The 14496-nt window shown below is 63.3% G+C and carries 13 protein-coding genes; 4 read left to right on the forward strand and 9 right to left on the reverse strand.

Features of this window, described 5'->3' with window-relative positions; all coding sequences use genetic code 11:
• Positions 1-60: 60 nt before the first annotated feature.
• Both MLB1_RS10230 and MLB1_RS10235 read right to left on the reverse strand, forming a co-directional pair.
• Positions 61-1065 carry a glycoside hydrolase family 6 protein gene (locus MLB1_RS10230; RefSeq protein WP_371750581.1) on the reverse strand — a complete coding sequence of 335 codons (1005 nt, stop codon included), beginning with the start codon at positions 1063-1065 and terminating at the stop codon, positions 61-63.
• A gap of 65 nt (positions 1066-1130) precedes the next feature.
• Complete coding sequence (locus MLB1_RS10235) at positions 1131-1388, reverse strand: hypothetical protein (RefSeq protein WP_180747724.1); 258 nt, start codon at positions 1386-1388, stop codon at positions 1131-1133.
• A 340-nt stretch (positions 1389-1728) separates the two neighbouring features.
• Here MLB1_RS10235 and MLB1_RS10240 point away from each other — a divergent pair, with 340 nt between their 5' ends.
• The gene (locus MLB1_RS10240) at positions 1729-2757 is read left to right on the forward strand and encodes a fused (3R)-hydroxyacyl-ACP dehydratase subunits HadA/HadB (RefSeq protein WP_180749507.1); all 1029 of its coding nucleotides are present in this window, start codon (positions 1729-1731) and stop codon (positions 2755-2757) included.
• A gap of 269 nt (positions 2758-3026) precedes the next feature.
• Positions 3027-5816 (forward strand): phosphoenolpyruvate carboxylase, encoded by a 2790-nt coding sequence (gene ppc, locus MLB1_RS10245; protein WP_180749508.1) that lies wholly within the window; start codon positions 3027-3029, stop codon positions 5814-5816.
• A 7-nt stretch (positions 5817-5823) separates the two neighbouring features.
• Here the strand turns inward: ppc and MLB1_RS10250 are convergent, their stop codons facing one another.
• Positions 5824-6153: a hypothetical protein gene (locus tag MLB1_RS10250; RefSeq protein WP_219602618.1), complete on the reverse strand. Its 330-nt coding sequence runs from the start codon at positions 6151-6153 to the stop codon at positions 5824-5826.
• 384 nt (positions 6154-6537) lie between these two features.
• Here MLB1_RS10250 and MLB1_RS10255 point away from each other — a divergent pair, with 384 nt between their 5' ends.
• Positions 6538-7287 (forward strand): enoyl-CoA hydratase-related protein, encoded by a 750-nt coding sequence (locus tag MLB1_RS10255; RefSeq protein ID WP_180749509.1) that lies wholly within the window; start codon positions 6538-6540, stop codon positions 7285-7287.
• Positions 7288-7321: 34 nt separating this feature from the next.
• Here the strand turns inward: MLB1_RS10255 and MLB1_RS10260 are convergent, their stop codons facing one another.
• The 5 genes from MLB1_RS10260 to MLB1_RS10280 all read right to left on the reverse strand — a co-directional run bounded on the left by MLB1_RS10260 (position 7322) and on the right by MLB1_RS10280 (position 11790).
• Complete coding sequence (locus tag MLB1_RS10260; protein WP_371750603.1) at positions 7322-7633, reverse strand: thiocyanate hydrolase; 312 nt, start codon at positions 7631-7633, stop codon at positions 7322-7324.
• A 78-nt stretch (positions 7634-7711) separates the two neighbouring features.
• Entirely contained in the window at positions 7712-8410 is a 699-nt protein-coding gene (gene scnC / locus MLB1_RS10265; RefSeq protein WP_180749511.1) for a thiocyanate hydrolase subunit gamma, read from the reverse strand.
• 46 nt (positions 8411-8456) lie between these two features.
• The gene (locus tag MLB1_RS10270) at positions 8457-9296 is read right to left on the reverse strand and encodes an SH3-like domain-containing protein (protein ID WP_180749512.1); all 840 of its coding nucleotides are present in this window, start codon (positions 9294-9296) and stop codon (positions 8457-8459) included.
• Between the two features lie 383 nt (positions 9297-9679).
• Positions 9680-11344 (reverse strand): ABC-F family ATP-binding cassette domain-containing protein, encoded by a 1665-nt coding sequence (locus MLB1_RS10275; protein WP_180749513.1) that lies wholly within the window; start codon positions 11342-11344, stop codon positions 9680-9682.
• A gap of 59 nt (positions 11345-11403) precedes the next feature.
• Positions 11404-11790, reverse strand: a complete 387-nt coding sequence (locus MLB1_RS10280; protein WP_180749514.1) for a DUF2237 domain-containing protein — start codon at positions 11788-11790, stop codon at positions 11404-11406.
• Positions 11791-12292: 502 nt separating this feature from the next.
• Between MLB1_RS10280 and MLB1_RS10285 the strand changes: the two genes are divergently transcribed.
• A complete protein-coding gene (locus tag MLB1_RS10285) occupies positions 12293-13795 on the forward strand; it encodes a PPE family protein (protein ID WP_180749515.1) in 1503 nt (500 codons plus the stop codon).
• Between the two features lie 51 nt (positions 13796-13846).
• Here the strand turns inward: MLB1_RS10285 and MLB1_RS10290 are convergent, their stop codons facing one another.
• Entirely contained in the window at positions 13847-14446 is a 600-nt protein-coding gene (locus MLB1_RS10290; protein WP_180749516.1) for a TetR/AcrR family transcriptional regulator, read from the reverse strand.
• Positions 14447-14496 lie beyond the last annotated feature (50 nt).

Genomic DNA, 14496 nt, shown 5'->3' on the forward strand with positions numbered 1-14496 from the left:
TAAGCAATAGAGAGACGATCTGGTGATCAAATCTGTCTAAGAGCGACAGCGTCCGGCTCCTTACCGACCCGCGTTGCGGGCCAGATCGATCGCGAACTGGTTCACGAAGGCACCCGCCCGAGGATCCCCGCGGTCGCAGCTCCCGTCCGATTCACCGGGGCGCTTGACCCACAGGTAGGCGTCGACATTCGGGCTCGCGGTGGCCGTGGTGGGCGGGGTACCCAGCGCCCGGCCGCTGGGATTGCACCAGTAGAGCTGGTCGTTGGTCGGTCCGGCGCCGTTACGCGAGGTATCGATCACGTAATGCGCGCCGTTCGTCATCCCCGAAATCGCATCGCCGTAACCGATTTCCTCGTCGGTGGTGAAGAAGTTCGCGGTATTGAGACTGAACCCTCGGGCCTTGCCCACGCCGACGTCGTTGAGCCTGGCAGCCATGGTGTCGGCGCTTGCCCAGCGCGAGTGGCCACCGTCGACGTAAAGCGCAGTGGCCGGATTGCGGGTCAGCGTGTCGACGGCGTAGCGCATCAATTCGAAGCGTTCCTGGCGTTGGCCGGCTGACAGACAATCGGCCATCGCAAGCGCGTCGGGTTCGAGGATGATCACCGCCGGACCGGAACCCACGGCGGATGCAACGCCGTCGATCCACCCTCGATACGCATCACCCGATCCGAACCCGCCGGCAGCGAAACTGCCGCAGTCGCGGTGCGGGATTGCGTACAGAGCCAGCACCGGCGTAGCACCGGAGGCCTGGGCCGCACTGATGTACTTCGCGTCCACACCGGGAGTCGACACGTTGTCCATCCAGTACGCCTGCGGCGTGTTGGCGATGGTCGTCAGTTCGGGGCTCTGTGGCGCACCCTGCGCGGCGCGCATGGCCGCCGAGTTCGGGTTGACGTAGAACCCCTGACCGTCCAGCGGGTTATCCGCCTTGGCCACCGGGCCGACAAAGAGACCCATGCACGCAACGACCAGGAAGGGGACGATCCGCCGCCCGACTGCACCGACAGCTGAAGAAATCACCTCAGAAAAGTAGCGGCTGCACGCCATGATCGCCAGCCACCCCATGACGCACCCCAAAAATCACACCCCGCCCGCCGCTATGCGCCCAAAGGCGGGCAACTCTCCTGCGGCTACCTGTCCATTGTGTGTGGCGGGTCATCCACTTCCTGCTGGCTCTCACAAGCACCCAAAGCATTGACGAGCACGCAGCTATCTCCGCCGTCCTGCTGACTGGGCGGGTCCTGCTCGCAATCACCGAAGACGTTGACCCTCTCGCAGCTCGCGCGATTTTCGTGCGTCGCATACATATCGGGAATCGAGACTTGGTAGGCACCTGTGATTGCTACAACAAAGGCCACTGCAACGGCGCCTCGAATATTGGCTGTCATAGCGCGCCCTCCCTTCTTCCTACGGGCACAACCTCTGACCACGGCTTCTCAGCAGTTACTGGCGGCGGAGGCGGCGGTGAGTATCCGCCTAATTTCCGCCTCTCAAATGCTTGAAAGCACGCATTTCACTTTACAACCGCATGCCTCTGCGGAATGTAAGTCGGACATATCGATCGAAGTGACTATCGCCGCCTTTGAAAATGGTCGTCATCGTCTCCCACATGAACCACATGCGGGGGACGAGGGGATGGACGTTGAGATACCCGGACTACGACCTCCGCGCGCTACTGTGCTTTCGTCGGCATCAGCGAACAGACCGATAGAAAAGTTGAGTACACCCATGACTGCACCCGCAGAAGCGTCGGCACTCGAGGCGCGCGTCGGCCACTACTACCAGATGGACGGCCCCTATCTGGTCGGCCGTGAGAAGGTGCGCGAGTACGCCCGTGCGGTGCAGGACTATCACCCCGTGCACTGGGATGCCTCCGCAGCAGCAGAGTTGGGCTACTCGGGTCTGGTGGCGCCACTGACGTTCACGTCGACCCCGGCCATGGCCTGCAATCGCCGCATGTTCGAGTCCGTGGTCGTCGGTTACGACACCTACCTGCAGACCGAAGAAGTCTTCGAGCAGCACCGCCCGATCGTGGCCGGTGACGAACTGCACATCGATGTCGAACTGACATCCGTGCGCAGGATGGCCGGCAGAGACCTCATCACGGTGACCAACACGTTCACCGACACCGCCGGCGAACGGGTGCACACCCTGCACACCACCGTCGTCGGCGTCACCGCCGACGACATCAATCCGGGGACGATGGCGGCCGTGCAGAGGGCCATGATGCACGACGTGGACTTCTCCGGTATCGGCTTATCCGAGGCCGACTACCAGAAGACGGTGCGCCCCGAGGGCGAGTTCCGGATCGCCGAGGACACGACCCGCAAACCGGGTACGCCGTCCTTCGACGAGGTGAAGGTCGGCGAAGAATTACCGGTGCACCACACACGGCTGTCTCGCGGCGATCTGGTGAACTACGCCGGCGTGGCAGGCGATGCCAACCCGATTCACTGGGACGAGGAAATCGCCAAGCTGGCCGGTCTGCCCGATGTGATCGCCCACGGAATGCTCACCATGGGTTTGGGTGCCGGATTCGCCTCCGCATGGTCGGGCGACCCCGGTGCGGTTACCCGTTACGCGGCGCGGCTATCCGCGCCGGCGATCGTGTCGGCCGCCGAGGGCGCGGACATCGAGTTCAGCGGCAAGATCAAGTCGCTGGATCCGGAGACCCGCACCGGTGTCATCGTGGTCGCGGCGAAGTCCAGTGGGAAGAAGATCTTCGGCCTGGCGACGTTGAACGTCCGCTTCAGCTGACGTCGCGGCCTAGCCGACGCCGGTCACGAGGACCCGTTCCGTGATGACGCTGCGGTCATCTCGGTTCGGACCAGCATGGCGAGGGTCATCTCATCGCCGCGGTCTGTCACGACGGACCGGCTCTGTCTGCGCGACCGTCGGCTAGCTCCGGAGTGGGTTCTGACGAGGTGCTCTCGAAAATCACCGTATCGTTAGCCAAAATGCCTGGTGGCGCCGTAAACCTGGCGCTTGGCGTGCAGATAGCATTCTCGCCACGGATACTCGGCACTATGGCCGAGATTGCGGAACTTGCACCGATCGGCGCGGTTACCCGAACGCAGGTAGGCCGTGAGGCCACCGAGCCGATGCGTGAAGACATTCGACTACTGGGATCGATCCTGGGGCGCACCATACGTGAGCAGTCCGGCGACGAGGTGTTCGAACTCGTCGAGCGGGCTCGCGTGGAGTCATTCAAGGTACGCCGATCAGAGATCGAACGCGCCGAGCTGGCAAAGCTGTTCGACGGCATCGATATCCACAAGGCCATCCCGGTCGTGCGGGCCTTCACCCATTTCGCGCTGTTGGCCAATGTCGCAGAAGACATTCATCGGGAGCGCCGACGGGCGGTTCACGTCGCCGCCGACGCTGCACCGCAGAACAGTACGCTCGCTGCCACCTACCTCAAACTCGATGCAGCACAGCTAGATTCATATTCTGTCGCGAACCTGCTCGCCGGAGCCCTGGTATCCCCGGTGATCACCGCGCACCCGACGGAGACCCGCCGGCGTACCGTGTTCGAAACACAGCATCGGGTGACCGAGCTCATGCGGCTCCGGATGCACGGATTGTCTCAAACCGAAACCGGTCGCGACATCGAGAGCGAGCTCAGCCGACACATCCTCACGCTGTGGCAGACAGCCCTGATTCGGTTGTCCCGATTGAAGATTCAAGATGAGATCGCTGTGGGTCTTCGGTACTACCCGGCGGCGTTCTTCGAGGTAATACCGAGTATCAATGCCGAGGTCCGGACGGCGTTACATCATCGCTGGCCGGACGCTCAATTGCTCGCCGAGCCGATTCTGCGACCCGGCTCGTGGATCGGCGGCGACCGGGACGGAAATCCGAACGTGACCGCCGAGGTGGTGCACCTGGCGACGAGCAGTGCCGCACGAACGGCGATCTCCTACTACTTCGAACAGTTGGTGGCGCTGGAACAGGAGCTCTCTCTATCGGCCCGACTGGTCACCGTCTCTGACGACCTGACCGCGTTAGCCGAACAGGGCGGAGAGACCGCCCGAGCCGATGAGCCCTATCGCCGCGCTCTGCGCACGATTCATGCGCGGCTCACCGCGACGGCTGCCCAGATCCTTGACGATATGCCGGAGCATGATCTGGACCTGGGCCTTAGTCCATATCTCACGCCGCACGAACTCCTTGATGACCTTGACGTCGTCGACGCTTCGTTGCGGGCGCACGGCAGCGTGGTGTTGGCCGACGATCGTCTGCGCGGGTTTCGAGAAGCAGTGCATGTCTTCGGGTTTCATCTCAGCGGACTGGATATGCGGCAGAACTCCGATATCCATGAAGAAGTGGTGGCCGAACTACTGTCGTGGGCCGGCGTTCATGCCGACTATCGCTCGCTGCCCGAATCGGAACGTATCGAGGTGCTGGTCGCCGAGCTGCGCACTCGCCGCCCGCTAGTCGGCGAGGGTGCGGAGCTCTCCGAGCTAGCCCGCAAGGAACTCGACATCGTCTCCGCCGCCGCGCGGGCCGTCCAGACCTATGGCCCAGGAGCGGTCCCCAACTACATCATCTCGATGTGTCAATCGGTTTCGGATATGTTGGAGGCGGCGATACTGCTCAAAGAGGCGGGCCTACTGGATGCGTCATGTCCGCAGCCAAGATGCCCAGTGGGCATTGTGCCGCTGTTCGAGACCATTGATGATCTGCAACGCGGGTCAACGATTCTCGAAGCCGCACTGGAACTTCCGTTGTATCGCGCACTGGTCTCCTCCCGCGGCGAGCGCCAAGAGGTGATGCTCGGTTACTCCGATTCCAACAAGGACGGCGGCTACCTGGCCGCCAACTGGGCGCTCTACCGTGCCGAATTGGATCTGGTGGAGTCGGCGCGCAGGACCGGAATTCGATTGCGGCTCTTCCACGGTCGGGGCGGAACCGTGGGCCGCGGCGGCGGTCCGAGCTATGACGCGATCCTGGCTCAGCCACCGGGAGCGGTATCAGGATCGCTTCGTATCACCGAACAGGGCGAGGTGATCGCGGCCAAGTATGCCGAACCGCGAACTGCGCATCGCAACTTGGAGACACTGCTGGCGGCGACCTTGGAGTCGACGCTGCTCGACGTCGAGGGTCTAGGCGAGGCAGCTACCACGGCCTACGAGATACTGGACGATCTTGCCGCTCGGGCACAGCGCGCCTATGGCGAGCTCGTGCACGAAACACCCGGCTTCGTAGAGTATTTCAAGGCTTCGACGCCCGTCAGCGAGATCGGGGCGCTCAATATCGGCAGTCGGCCCACCTCACGCAAGCCCACGACCTCGATCGCCGACCTGCGCGCCATCCCGTGGGTGTTGGCCTGGAGCCAGTCGCGGGTCATGCTGCCCGGCTGGTACGGCACCGGGTCGGCCTTCGAGCAGTGGATCGGGGAGGGCGACGGGCGGCTGGAGGTATTGCAGCGGCTCTACATTCAGTGGCCGTTCTTCCGAACCGTGCTGTCCAACATGGCCCAGGTGTTGGCCAAGTCCGACATGGGGTTGGCCGCGCGCTACGCCGAACTCGTCGATGACGAGGCCCTACGGCATCGAGTTTTCGACAAGATCGTGGCCGAACACAACAGAACCATCGCCATGCATCAACTGATCACCGGACATGACGATCTGCTTGCCGACAACCCGGCGCTGGCACGTTCGGTGTTCAACCGCTTTCCCTACCTTGAGCCACTCAATCACCTTCAGGTTGAGCTACTTCGGCGATACCGCTCCGGCGACCAGGCCGAGTTGGTTCAGCGCGGCATACTGCTCACGATGAGCGGCCTGGCCTCTGCGCTGCGGAACAGCGGATAGGTCTCTGTCACAGCGGACAACTGTTGCCTCTGGCAGTTTCGTTGAAGATGTCGCAGAGAGATCCGTTCGATAACTTCCACACTCCGCGCCGCTCGACCCAGTCCAATGGGCGACGCTGAGAACCCATGCCCATAACCGACATCTTCAGTTGCGAGGTGAGGTGATCGCCTGCGAACGTTGGATTTTCGACCTGCAACGACACCATCGAACGGTGTTCGGCAATCGGCCCCCCAATTAAATTTGCCACCGGAAGCGCCGCATTGCCGCCTTCAAGATACGAGGTACGTTGCGCACTGCTGGCGTTGTTATCGAAGATCACCGACAACTGTTTGGTCAACTGGTCAGGCGATGGGAGGGCGGCCGGCTCGGCGTGCGCGTCACCCGCTCCTAGGACTGCCGCTGCAATTAGTGCTCCAGTTACAACGAACTCAACACAGGTCGCACTCCAACTATGCTGCGCAACAGATACATTCGATAAGATCACCCCATCATAATCAACTAACACGCGGTACTTTTCTACTCGTCTTTGGAAGTTTCGCAAGCACCACCGGACCGGCCCGCAAAGTGTCGCTGACATGTAGGAACTCGTCCAGATGTGTTGCCACATCAGGTCGACACTGAGGAAAGCTCGCTTTCCCCAAGGGGAACCGCTTATCGTCTTACAAACCAATCAGCCGGTATCTACGTGCGTCGCGTGCGGCGTTCAGGCATGCTCGGCAGTATGCCTGTCACGATCGAGAGACACGAACAGATCTGCGTGATCCAGATGAACCGTCCGGAGAAGCGCAACGCCATCAATCCGGAGATGACACTGGCGCTAGACGCCGCATTGAATCAGTTCGAGGACGACGCCGACCTGTGGGTGGCCGTGTTGACGGGGTACCGCAAGGGATTTTGTGCTGGTACCGATCTCGCAGAATCCTCGGGTCCGCGTACCGAGCGCGGCGGCGAATACGGCCTGATCCGACGCTCACGGCGCAAGCCACTGATCGCTGCCGTCGAGGGAATGGCCCTCGGCGGAGGGATGGAGATGGTGCTCGCCTGCGACCTAGTGGTGGCGTCGTCATCGGCAACCTTCGGATTACCGGAAGTGCGGCGGGGAGTCATCGCTACCTGCGGTGGCCTGTTTCGAGCGCAGCGAGCGCTGCCACTGAACATCGCACGACAGATACTCCTCACCGGCGATCCGATAACCGCCGACCGCGCCTACCAGCTCGGCCTGGTCAACGAGGTGACCGAAGACGGAGCCGCGCTGTCCTCCGCGATCACACTTGCCCAGCGGATAGTGCTTAATTCGCCTGTCTCCGTACAGGAAAGCCTGCGCGCGATGGACAAGGCCTTCGCGAACGCCGACGATGCCGGGTGGACGCACACCGAGACAGCATTCGGGGCTGTGCTTCAGTCTGCGGACATGGCCGAGGGGATCACGGCGTTCTTCGAACGTCGCTCACCTCAATGGACGGGTCGGTAACTCAGGCCGTGTCCTGGCGCCTCACCGACGGCGTTCAGGCTTCCAGCCGGGCTCGGACGCTGGCGAGCCGCCGTCGAAGCTCGGCGTCATCAATGACACCACGGGCGACCAGCGAGTGCGCGAGTGAAACCAGCTGGCTCTCGGGATAGGGCAGGCTGGAATAGAGGGTTTCCGATAGCGCGTCCTCCTCGTCGCGCCGCTGTGCGAAGGTGGGGACGTCGGCCCCACAGGCGGCATGGTCGAGGGCATCGCAGAGGCCGTCCAAACTGGTCTTCCACGGTGGCACGGGATTCTCGACGCCGTATTTGGCGGCCATCTCCGGCCAGACCTGATGGCGTTTCACCATGTCCTGCAAGGGCGCAACGACAACTCGTTCGATCGAGCCGGAATTCTCTGTCTCCGTCATGTTTCAGCCCTCAGTCGGCTACGGATGGACGGCTGGACGCGTGTCGACGATGACGTTGGTGGTGACACCGACCTTGGGCAGGGCAACACCGATCAGACAGTCGCGGGTGATGATCTCGACCAACCGGTCTTCATCCCAGCCCTCGGTACCCCCCGGGCGCACGGGCATCACCATGAACCGATGTTTCTGGTTGGAGTCCTCCACCCGAACCTCGACGTCGTCGGGCAGATTGAGGCCGAATTCGGAGAGCACCTGGCGCGGCCAACGAACGAGGCGGCGACGATAGTTGGGTGTGCGATACCACTCAGGGGAATTCCCCAGGATCGGTCGCGGGTAACAGGAACACAATGCGCAGACGATGACGTGGTGCAGCGTCGGTGTGTTCGCCAGTATCTGAAACGCCACGAAGTCGCTGGGTGTACCCCACCCGGTGGGTTCCAACCAATCGACGCCGACTTCCTTGCTGGCGTCCATCGGTTTCGTGAGCGCGAGCTCCTTGAATTCCGGGTCGAGCCACGCCCGCGCCACCAGACGTGCGGCCGGAGTGGGACCGATCTGCTCGGCGAACTCGGTGAAGTGTCGATGATCCTCGGCGGTGAAAATCCCCTTCTCGATGCACAATTCGCGCAACGCGATCTCCAGGACTTCGAAGTCGGTAATCTCGTCCACCATGGGGGCAACGGTCCGCGTGTGATCGTGATCGTGATCGTCGGTCATGTGCTGATCCCTCTCGGTACGGGTGCCGGTCTCGGGACGGATTGGTCTAGTGGGCGGCTTCCAGTGCGCGCTCAGGAAGCTCGGTCTGCAGGGTGTCGGTCGCGGACCCGGTGTAGCCGTGCCATAGCGCGGACTGGTTGAACCGCACGATGTACATCCATTCGGTCTTGGCGTCCGGGTGATCCCACGTCTCATCCTCCGCGGCAGGGGTTTCGTATGCGATCGCCGCGATCTCGCCCGCAGCGCCCCGGACGTATTCCGGAGTGCGGGTGTAGAACAGGGCAGGCTCCTCACGCACAACAACCGGGTCGCCGATATGAAATTTGGGCTCACCGGCCTGCCCGGCATAGACCTGCGGATCGCCCTTACCGACCGCTTCGATGTGATGAGCGTTGCGTTTCACCTGCGCACCGTCGCCTTCGCACTTCGGCTTTGCCTCCGGGGTCCTGCCATTCAGGCCGCCGGCGTACCGCATCTTGACCTCCAACATCCGGTCATTCAGCTCACCCAGGCTGATGTGATGCTTCTCCACCAGGACCCGGCCGACCGCCCACAGCCAGCGCGCGTAGTACGGCAGCCCGAGATAGATGGCGCGACCCACGTCGACGTTCCCGATCCGGCGCCGCTCCTCCGAGAGCCAAATCCCGCGCCACGCCAGGACTTCGCACATGACGTAAGTCAATTCCTCCCACTTCTCGTACTGCTTGTTCTCGTACTTGATGGGCGCATCCGGCTCGCCGCCGACGTCATGGGATGTCTTCATGTACGCGGTGAAGTAGGCGTGATCGATGAGATCGGGAGTCGGTGCGTCCACGATTTCCGGATAGGACGACTTCAGGCGCGCCACCAGATCCAGACGTGACGCCCGCTCGGCTGCGGTACCCATGAACGTCCCCTTGCTGTCGTACGGAACGTTGATACAGAGGCGCAGGCCAATCCCGAGGCTCAAATATCTCGCGAAGCCGAGCTCCCTAAGACCTGGACGCTAGCAGTTCTCGATAGCGTCGACAATCCCTTTCAGCTAATTCATGACGGACGTCGGTGCTGGTGCTGATGGTCCACTGGGTGCAGCCGCACAACGCACGCCGCCAGGTCGCCTGTCGACCCCGAAAAAGGTGGATGAACACTGGTTACAACCATTCTCCACTGTGTCTGGCTTCGGCGTGGAAGCTGCGGCACGCTTTTCGGGACCGCAAACGGGAATGGTTGATGAATCGTGCATGCAGCAAAATATTTGTCACAACCATGCTCGCTGGACGACTCTCTCGGTCAGAGCTCCGCCACGTGTCCGTTGTCGACCATCCATGAACGATCCAACCGAACGTTCTGCAACATCCGGCGGTCATGCGTCACGAGCAACAGCGCACCGTCATAGGTCTCGAGCGCTTGCTCGAGCTGCTCGATGGCGGCGAGGTCCAGATGGTTCGTCGGCTCATCGAGAACTAACACATTGGTGCCGCATGCCTGCAGCAGCGCGAGGCCCGCACGGGTTCGCTCACCGGGCGACAGCTCGTCAACCGTGCGTTCCACATGGTCGGCACGCAGCCCGAATTTTGCGAGCAGGGTTCGAACATCGGCCGTCGACCATGACGGCACCCGCTGCTCGAAGCGATCGACAAGCCGGCCGGGGCCGGTGAAATCCGCACGCGCCTGGTCGATCTCGCCGATGGCGACATTCGCGCCCAGACTCGCGCGGCCCTCGTCTGGCCGCTGGCGACCTAGTAGCAGGCGCAGCAATGTCGACTTTCCCGCCCCGTTGGGGCCCGTTATACCGATCCGCTCACCCGCATCGACCTGAAGCGACACCGGCCCGAGGACGAACTCTCCCTGCTGCACAACGGCATTGGCGAGAGTCGCAACGACCGAACTCGACCGGGGTGCGGCGCCGATGGTGAACTCGAGGGCCCATTCCTTGCGGGGTTCGACGACCTCTTCGAGGCGGGCGATCCGGCTCTCCATCTGACGCACCTTCTGCGCCTGCTTCTCGCTGGACTCAGAAGCCGCGCGGCGCCGGATCTTGTCGTTGTCGGGAGCCTTGCGCATCGCGTTGCGAACACCCTGGCTCGACCACTCCCGCTGAGTACGCGCACGCGCCACGAGGTCTGCCTTCTTATCGGCGAACTCCTCGTATTGTTCGCGCCGGTGCCGTCGACCAACCGCGCGCTCTGCCAGATAGCTTTCGTAGCCGCCGCCGAAGACGGTGGTGGTGTTCTGGGCCAAGTCCAGCTCGAGGACGTGGGTGACGCTGCGGGCGAGAAACTCGCGATCGTGACTCACCAGCACCACACCGCCACGAAGTTCACGGACGAAGTCCTCCAGCCGAGCGAGTCCGTCGAGGTCAAGATCGTTGGTCGGCTCATCGAGCAGGGCGATGTCGAACCGCGACAGCACCAGCGCCGCCAGTCCGACACGCGCCGCCTGCCCACCCGACAAGGCCGTCATCAGGGTCGATTCGGCTTGCACCGCATCCGAGCCGAGGCCGAGGTCGGCCAGAACCGCCGGCAACCGCTCATCGAGATCCGCCGCACCCGAGGCGAGCCAGTGATCAAACGCGACCGCGTAGGCGTCGGCCGGATCAATCCCTGAAGCGCTCTGGTTTTGGTCTGCCAACGCCGCGGCCGCCGCTTCCATGGCCCGCGTCGCGTCGATGCATCCGGTACGGCGCGCGATATAGGTGGCGACGGTTTCCCCCGGTACCCGCTCGTGCTCCTGCGGCAGCCACCCGACAAACGCGTCAGCCGGTGCGATGCTGACGGCACCCTCAAGCGGCTCGAGATCCCCAGCAAGGATCCGCAGCAGTGTGCTCTTGCCGGCGCCGTTGGCGCCGACGACTCCTATTACGTCACCCGGCGCCACGGTCAGGTCGAGCGCCTCGAAGAGGGTGCGATGAGCGAATCCGCCGGCCACATTCTTCGCGACAAGCGTTGCAGTCATGGGTTCATCGTCGCACCACCGCGATCCGCCCTGTCTGCAAGTCGGTGACCCCTCGATGATTACAGGTCACGCGGGTCGTCGGGTACGTCGATGGCGTGCTGCTGCAGCACCTCCAGAGCAACAACGTCGAGGGTTCGTTCGTGGGTGGCCGCCAACACTACCGGGGCCGCGCGGCCGTCGTCGTGAGCCCGAAGCCAGTTCGCCGCGGTGACGCACCAGCGGTCGCCGGGGACCAGGCCGGGGAACTGGTAGCGCGGTGCCGGCGAAGACAAGTCATTGCCGATGAACCGTTGATGCTCCAGAAATTCCGCGGTCACTACCGCACAGATCGTGTGCAGGCCGCGGTCTTCTTCCGCCGTCGAACAACAGCCATCGCGGTAGTAGCCGGTGAGGGGGTCGGTACCGCATGGTTCCAGCGGGCCGCCGAGCACATTGCGATCAGACATGCGCCCAGTATCGGTCCTCGTAGGTCTCGCAGCACTAACGCAGGCGACGCTCTTCTTCCGCTTCGAGACGCCGACGCTCTTCCTCGCGGCGCTTCTCTTCCTTCTCGATGGCTTCCTCGCGTGGCGTCTTGTTGGTCATATCGCTCCAAAGGTCGCTTGTATGTCCACCCTGGCCAGCCTATCCGCCCCGTTCGATCGGCCCTCGAATCCGCGCACCGGTCGCCACGGGTAGGCGGCTTTCGTCTTTGAATTCCAGGGATCCATCTTGAGTCCGCGGGACGTGATGGATATAGAGGGCCTCAGCGACCAGATGAGGGACACCACCAGCCGAAGGAAGGTTACGCTAACCTACATTGACTGACCCAATGTCATGAGCGGTTAGTGAGCACTGGAGAGGAGACGCCAGGCCGCCCGCGCGCCGGGCCCTGGAAACCGGGCAGATGATGAATAGCGAAATCGATTCCCCCACAGTCGGTCCGATCAGCGGCGCAGGCAACGGGTCATGACGGCTCCGGTATGGATCGCGGCCCCTCCCGAAGTGCATTCGGCCTTGTTGAGCAGCGGCCCCGGACCCGGACCTCTGCTCGCCGCTGCCAACGCCTGGCGCTCGCTGAGCATGGAATACACCTCGGCAGCAACCGATCTCACCACGACGCTGGGCTCGGTGCGGGCGGGCTCATGGAACGGCCCCAGCTCCGAGCAATACCAGGCGGTGCACGTGCCCTACCTGAGCTGGTTACAGCAGACCAGTACCGTCAGCGCCGGAGTTGCCGCCCAAACCGAGACCGCAGCCACGGCCTATACCGAGGCACTGGCCACCATGCCTACCCTTGTCGAACTCGCCGCAAATCACGCGACGCACGTCGCGCTGATCGGCACGAATTTCTTTGGTATCAATACCATTCCGATCGCCGTCAACGAGGCCGACTACATCCGGATGTGGATCCAAGCGGCTACCGTGATGAGCACCTATCAGGCCGTCTCCGAAATCTCGCTGACATCAGCACCGCCAACCCTTCCCTCACCGATGCTGCTCACACCGGAAAGTGTTGGTACCGCACGCGCCGAGGCCCAGGCCGCCACAAAGCCACCGCCCATCGTGCCTGATCCGAACGATCCCATTGAGATGTTGTTAGCGAACTCCCAACACTTCCTGGGCATGTATCGCGCGCTGAAGGGACTGATCACCGACCCGGTCGGCACCATCATTCGGATAATCATCGACTTCTCCACCAACCCGGCGGCAGCCTTGGTTACGTGGCAGCCGCTGTTCTTCGTATTCGCCTACGCCGCAACCTTTGGCGTGATGGGCACGCCGATCTACGCCGCAATCTTGGGCCCCGCAGCGGGGATCTCGATCCCGCTTGCCATCACCTTGTCCAGCCTGTCGCAGATGCCGGAAGCCCCGCCCGTCGACCAGCCCGCAGTCGTCGTCAATCCGCCTGCCGACCAACCGAACGCGGTAGCGATGAGTGGTGGCCCGGCGCCCACGGCGAGTTCGGCCGCGCCGGCCCCGCCCTCCCCATCCACGGTGACGTCCGGCTCTGCCCCTGCGCCCACACCACCATCGGCGGGAGCCGAGGGCCTGGGGTACGCCATTCGAGGCGACGGTCCCGGATTCGGGTTCGGCCCGACCATGGGACAGAGCACTGGTGCCGTGGCCCATGCACCGAGCAGTGCAGTGGCGGCCGCCGCTGCACTGGCCTGCAATCCCGGAAAGTCCAAGACCCGCAGGCGCCGTCGCGGAACCGCCGAGGACCGCGGCTATCGCCACGAGTACGCCACCATGGACGACGCCATGCCCGCCGGCCCCGACGAGCCGGTCGCGGTGACCGCCTCAAGTACGGGTGCCGGGCGGCTCGGCTTTGCCGGCGTCCGCACCACATCGGCGGCCACCGAGGCCGTCGGCTTGACCACGCTCGCCGCGGACGCACCCGAGAACCGAACCACCCCGATGCTGCCGGGAACCTGGAACGCCGCGAACGGCGACCGTCAGATTCACTGACCGTCAACACAATTCAGCGCCCTTATTGCCACCCGGCGATGCCCGAACGCGCTACGCCGAACTGAGGGTGAGCAATGTCCTGACGGTGTCCGCCCAGTGGCCCAGCGTTGCGCGAACCGACCGGTCCGAGGTCCGCAGTGAGCGCGACAACGCCAGACCGCGCAGCATGGTGATGCTGAGGTCACGGATCACCGAATACCGTGGGTGTGCAACAACTTCGGACCCAAAGAGGTCGTCGACAACCCTGCGCAGGTCACGGCCCGCTTGACGCTCGGCCTCAACGAGGACGGTGGCGAGCTCACGGTTGGTACGCGCGGCCGCCCACAGCTCAAACTCTGCCTGGGCGGCTGGTCGTGTCATCGTCTCGAGAAGTGCCGTCAGGGCCCGGTCGACGGCATCAACGCTCCCGCCGATCCGAGTTGCCGCTGCTCGCGCGGCAGCCTCATTCGATTGGACGAGGTTGGCCACCAGTGCCCGGGTGAGGTCCGCGGCCGTGGGGAAATGGTGCAAGAGTGCGCCGCGACTGGTCCCGGCGGCTTCCTGGACTGCCACCGTCGTCAACGCCGAGTATCCGCGGGCCACCAGCAGTTCGGTTGCAGCATGCAGAATACGAGCCCGCGTCGCCTGTTTCTGCTCCTCCCGACTGGTCATCGCGTCTCCTCTCAATGCGCTAGCCGCTTGCCTCTTCTGCCGAATCCGCG

This window comes from Mycobacteroides sp. LB1 (genome assembly GCF_013449725.1).
Classification (GTDB): domain Bacteria; phylum Actinomycetota; class Actinomycetes; order Mycobacteriales; family Mycobacteriaceae; genus Mycobacterium.

Bases quoted from the DNA above. Each gene is read 5' to 3' on its own strand.
- MLB1_RS10230 (WP_371750581.1), bottom strand. From the start codon at position 1,065: ATGGGGTGGCTGGCGATCATGGCGTGCAGCCGCTACTTTTCTGAGGTG.
- MLB1_RS10235 (WP_180747724.1), bottom strand. From the start codon at position 1,388: ATGACAGCCAATATTCGAGGCGCCGTTGCAGTGGCCTTTGTTGTAGCA.
- MLB1_RS10240 (WP_180749507.1), top strand. From the start codon at position 1,729: ATGACTGCACCCGCAGAAGCGTCGGCACTCGAGGCGCGCGTCGGCCAC.
- ppc (WP_180749508.1), top strand. From the start codon at position 3,027: ATGGCCGAGATTGCGGAACTTGCACCGATCGGCGCGGTTACCCGAACG.
- MLB1_RS10255 (WP_180749509.1), top strand. From the start codon at position 6,538: ATGCCTGTCACGATCGAGAGACACGAACAGATCTGCGTGATCCAGATG.
- MLB1_RS10260 (WP_371750603.1), bottom strand. From the start codon at position 7,633: ATGGTGAAACGCCATCAGGTCTGGCCGGAGATGGCCGCCAAATACGGC.
- scnC (WP_180749511.1), bottom strand. From the start codon at position 8,410: ATGACCGACGATCACGATCACGATCACACGCGGACCGTTGCCCCCATG.
- MLB1_RS10270 (WP_180749512.1), bottom strand. From the start codon at position 9,296: ATGGGTACCGCAGCCGAGCGGGCGTCACGTCTGGATCTGGTGGCGCGC.
- MLB1_RS10275 (WP_180749513.1), bottom strand. From the start codon at position 11,344: ATGACTGCAACGCTTGTCGCGAAGAATGTGGCCGGCGGATTCGCTCAT.
- MLB1_RS10280 (WP_180749514.1), bottom strand. From the start codon at position 11,790: ATGTCTGATCGCAATGTGCTCGGCGGCCCGCTGGAACCATGCGGTACC.
- MLB1_RS10285 (WP_180749515.1), top strand. From the start codon at position 12,293: ATGACGGCTCCGGTATGGATCGCGGCCCCTCCCGAAGTGCATTCGGCC.
- MLB1_RS10290 (WP_180749516.1), bottom strand. From the start codon at position 14,446: ATGACCAGTCGGGAGGAGCAGAAACAGGCGACGCGGGCTCGTATTCTG.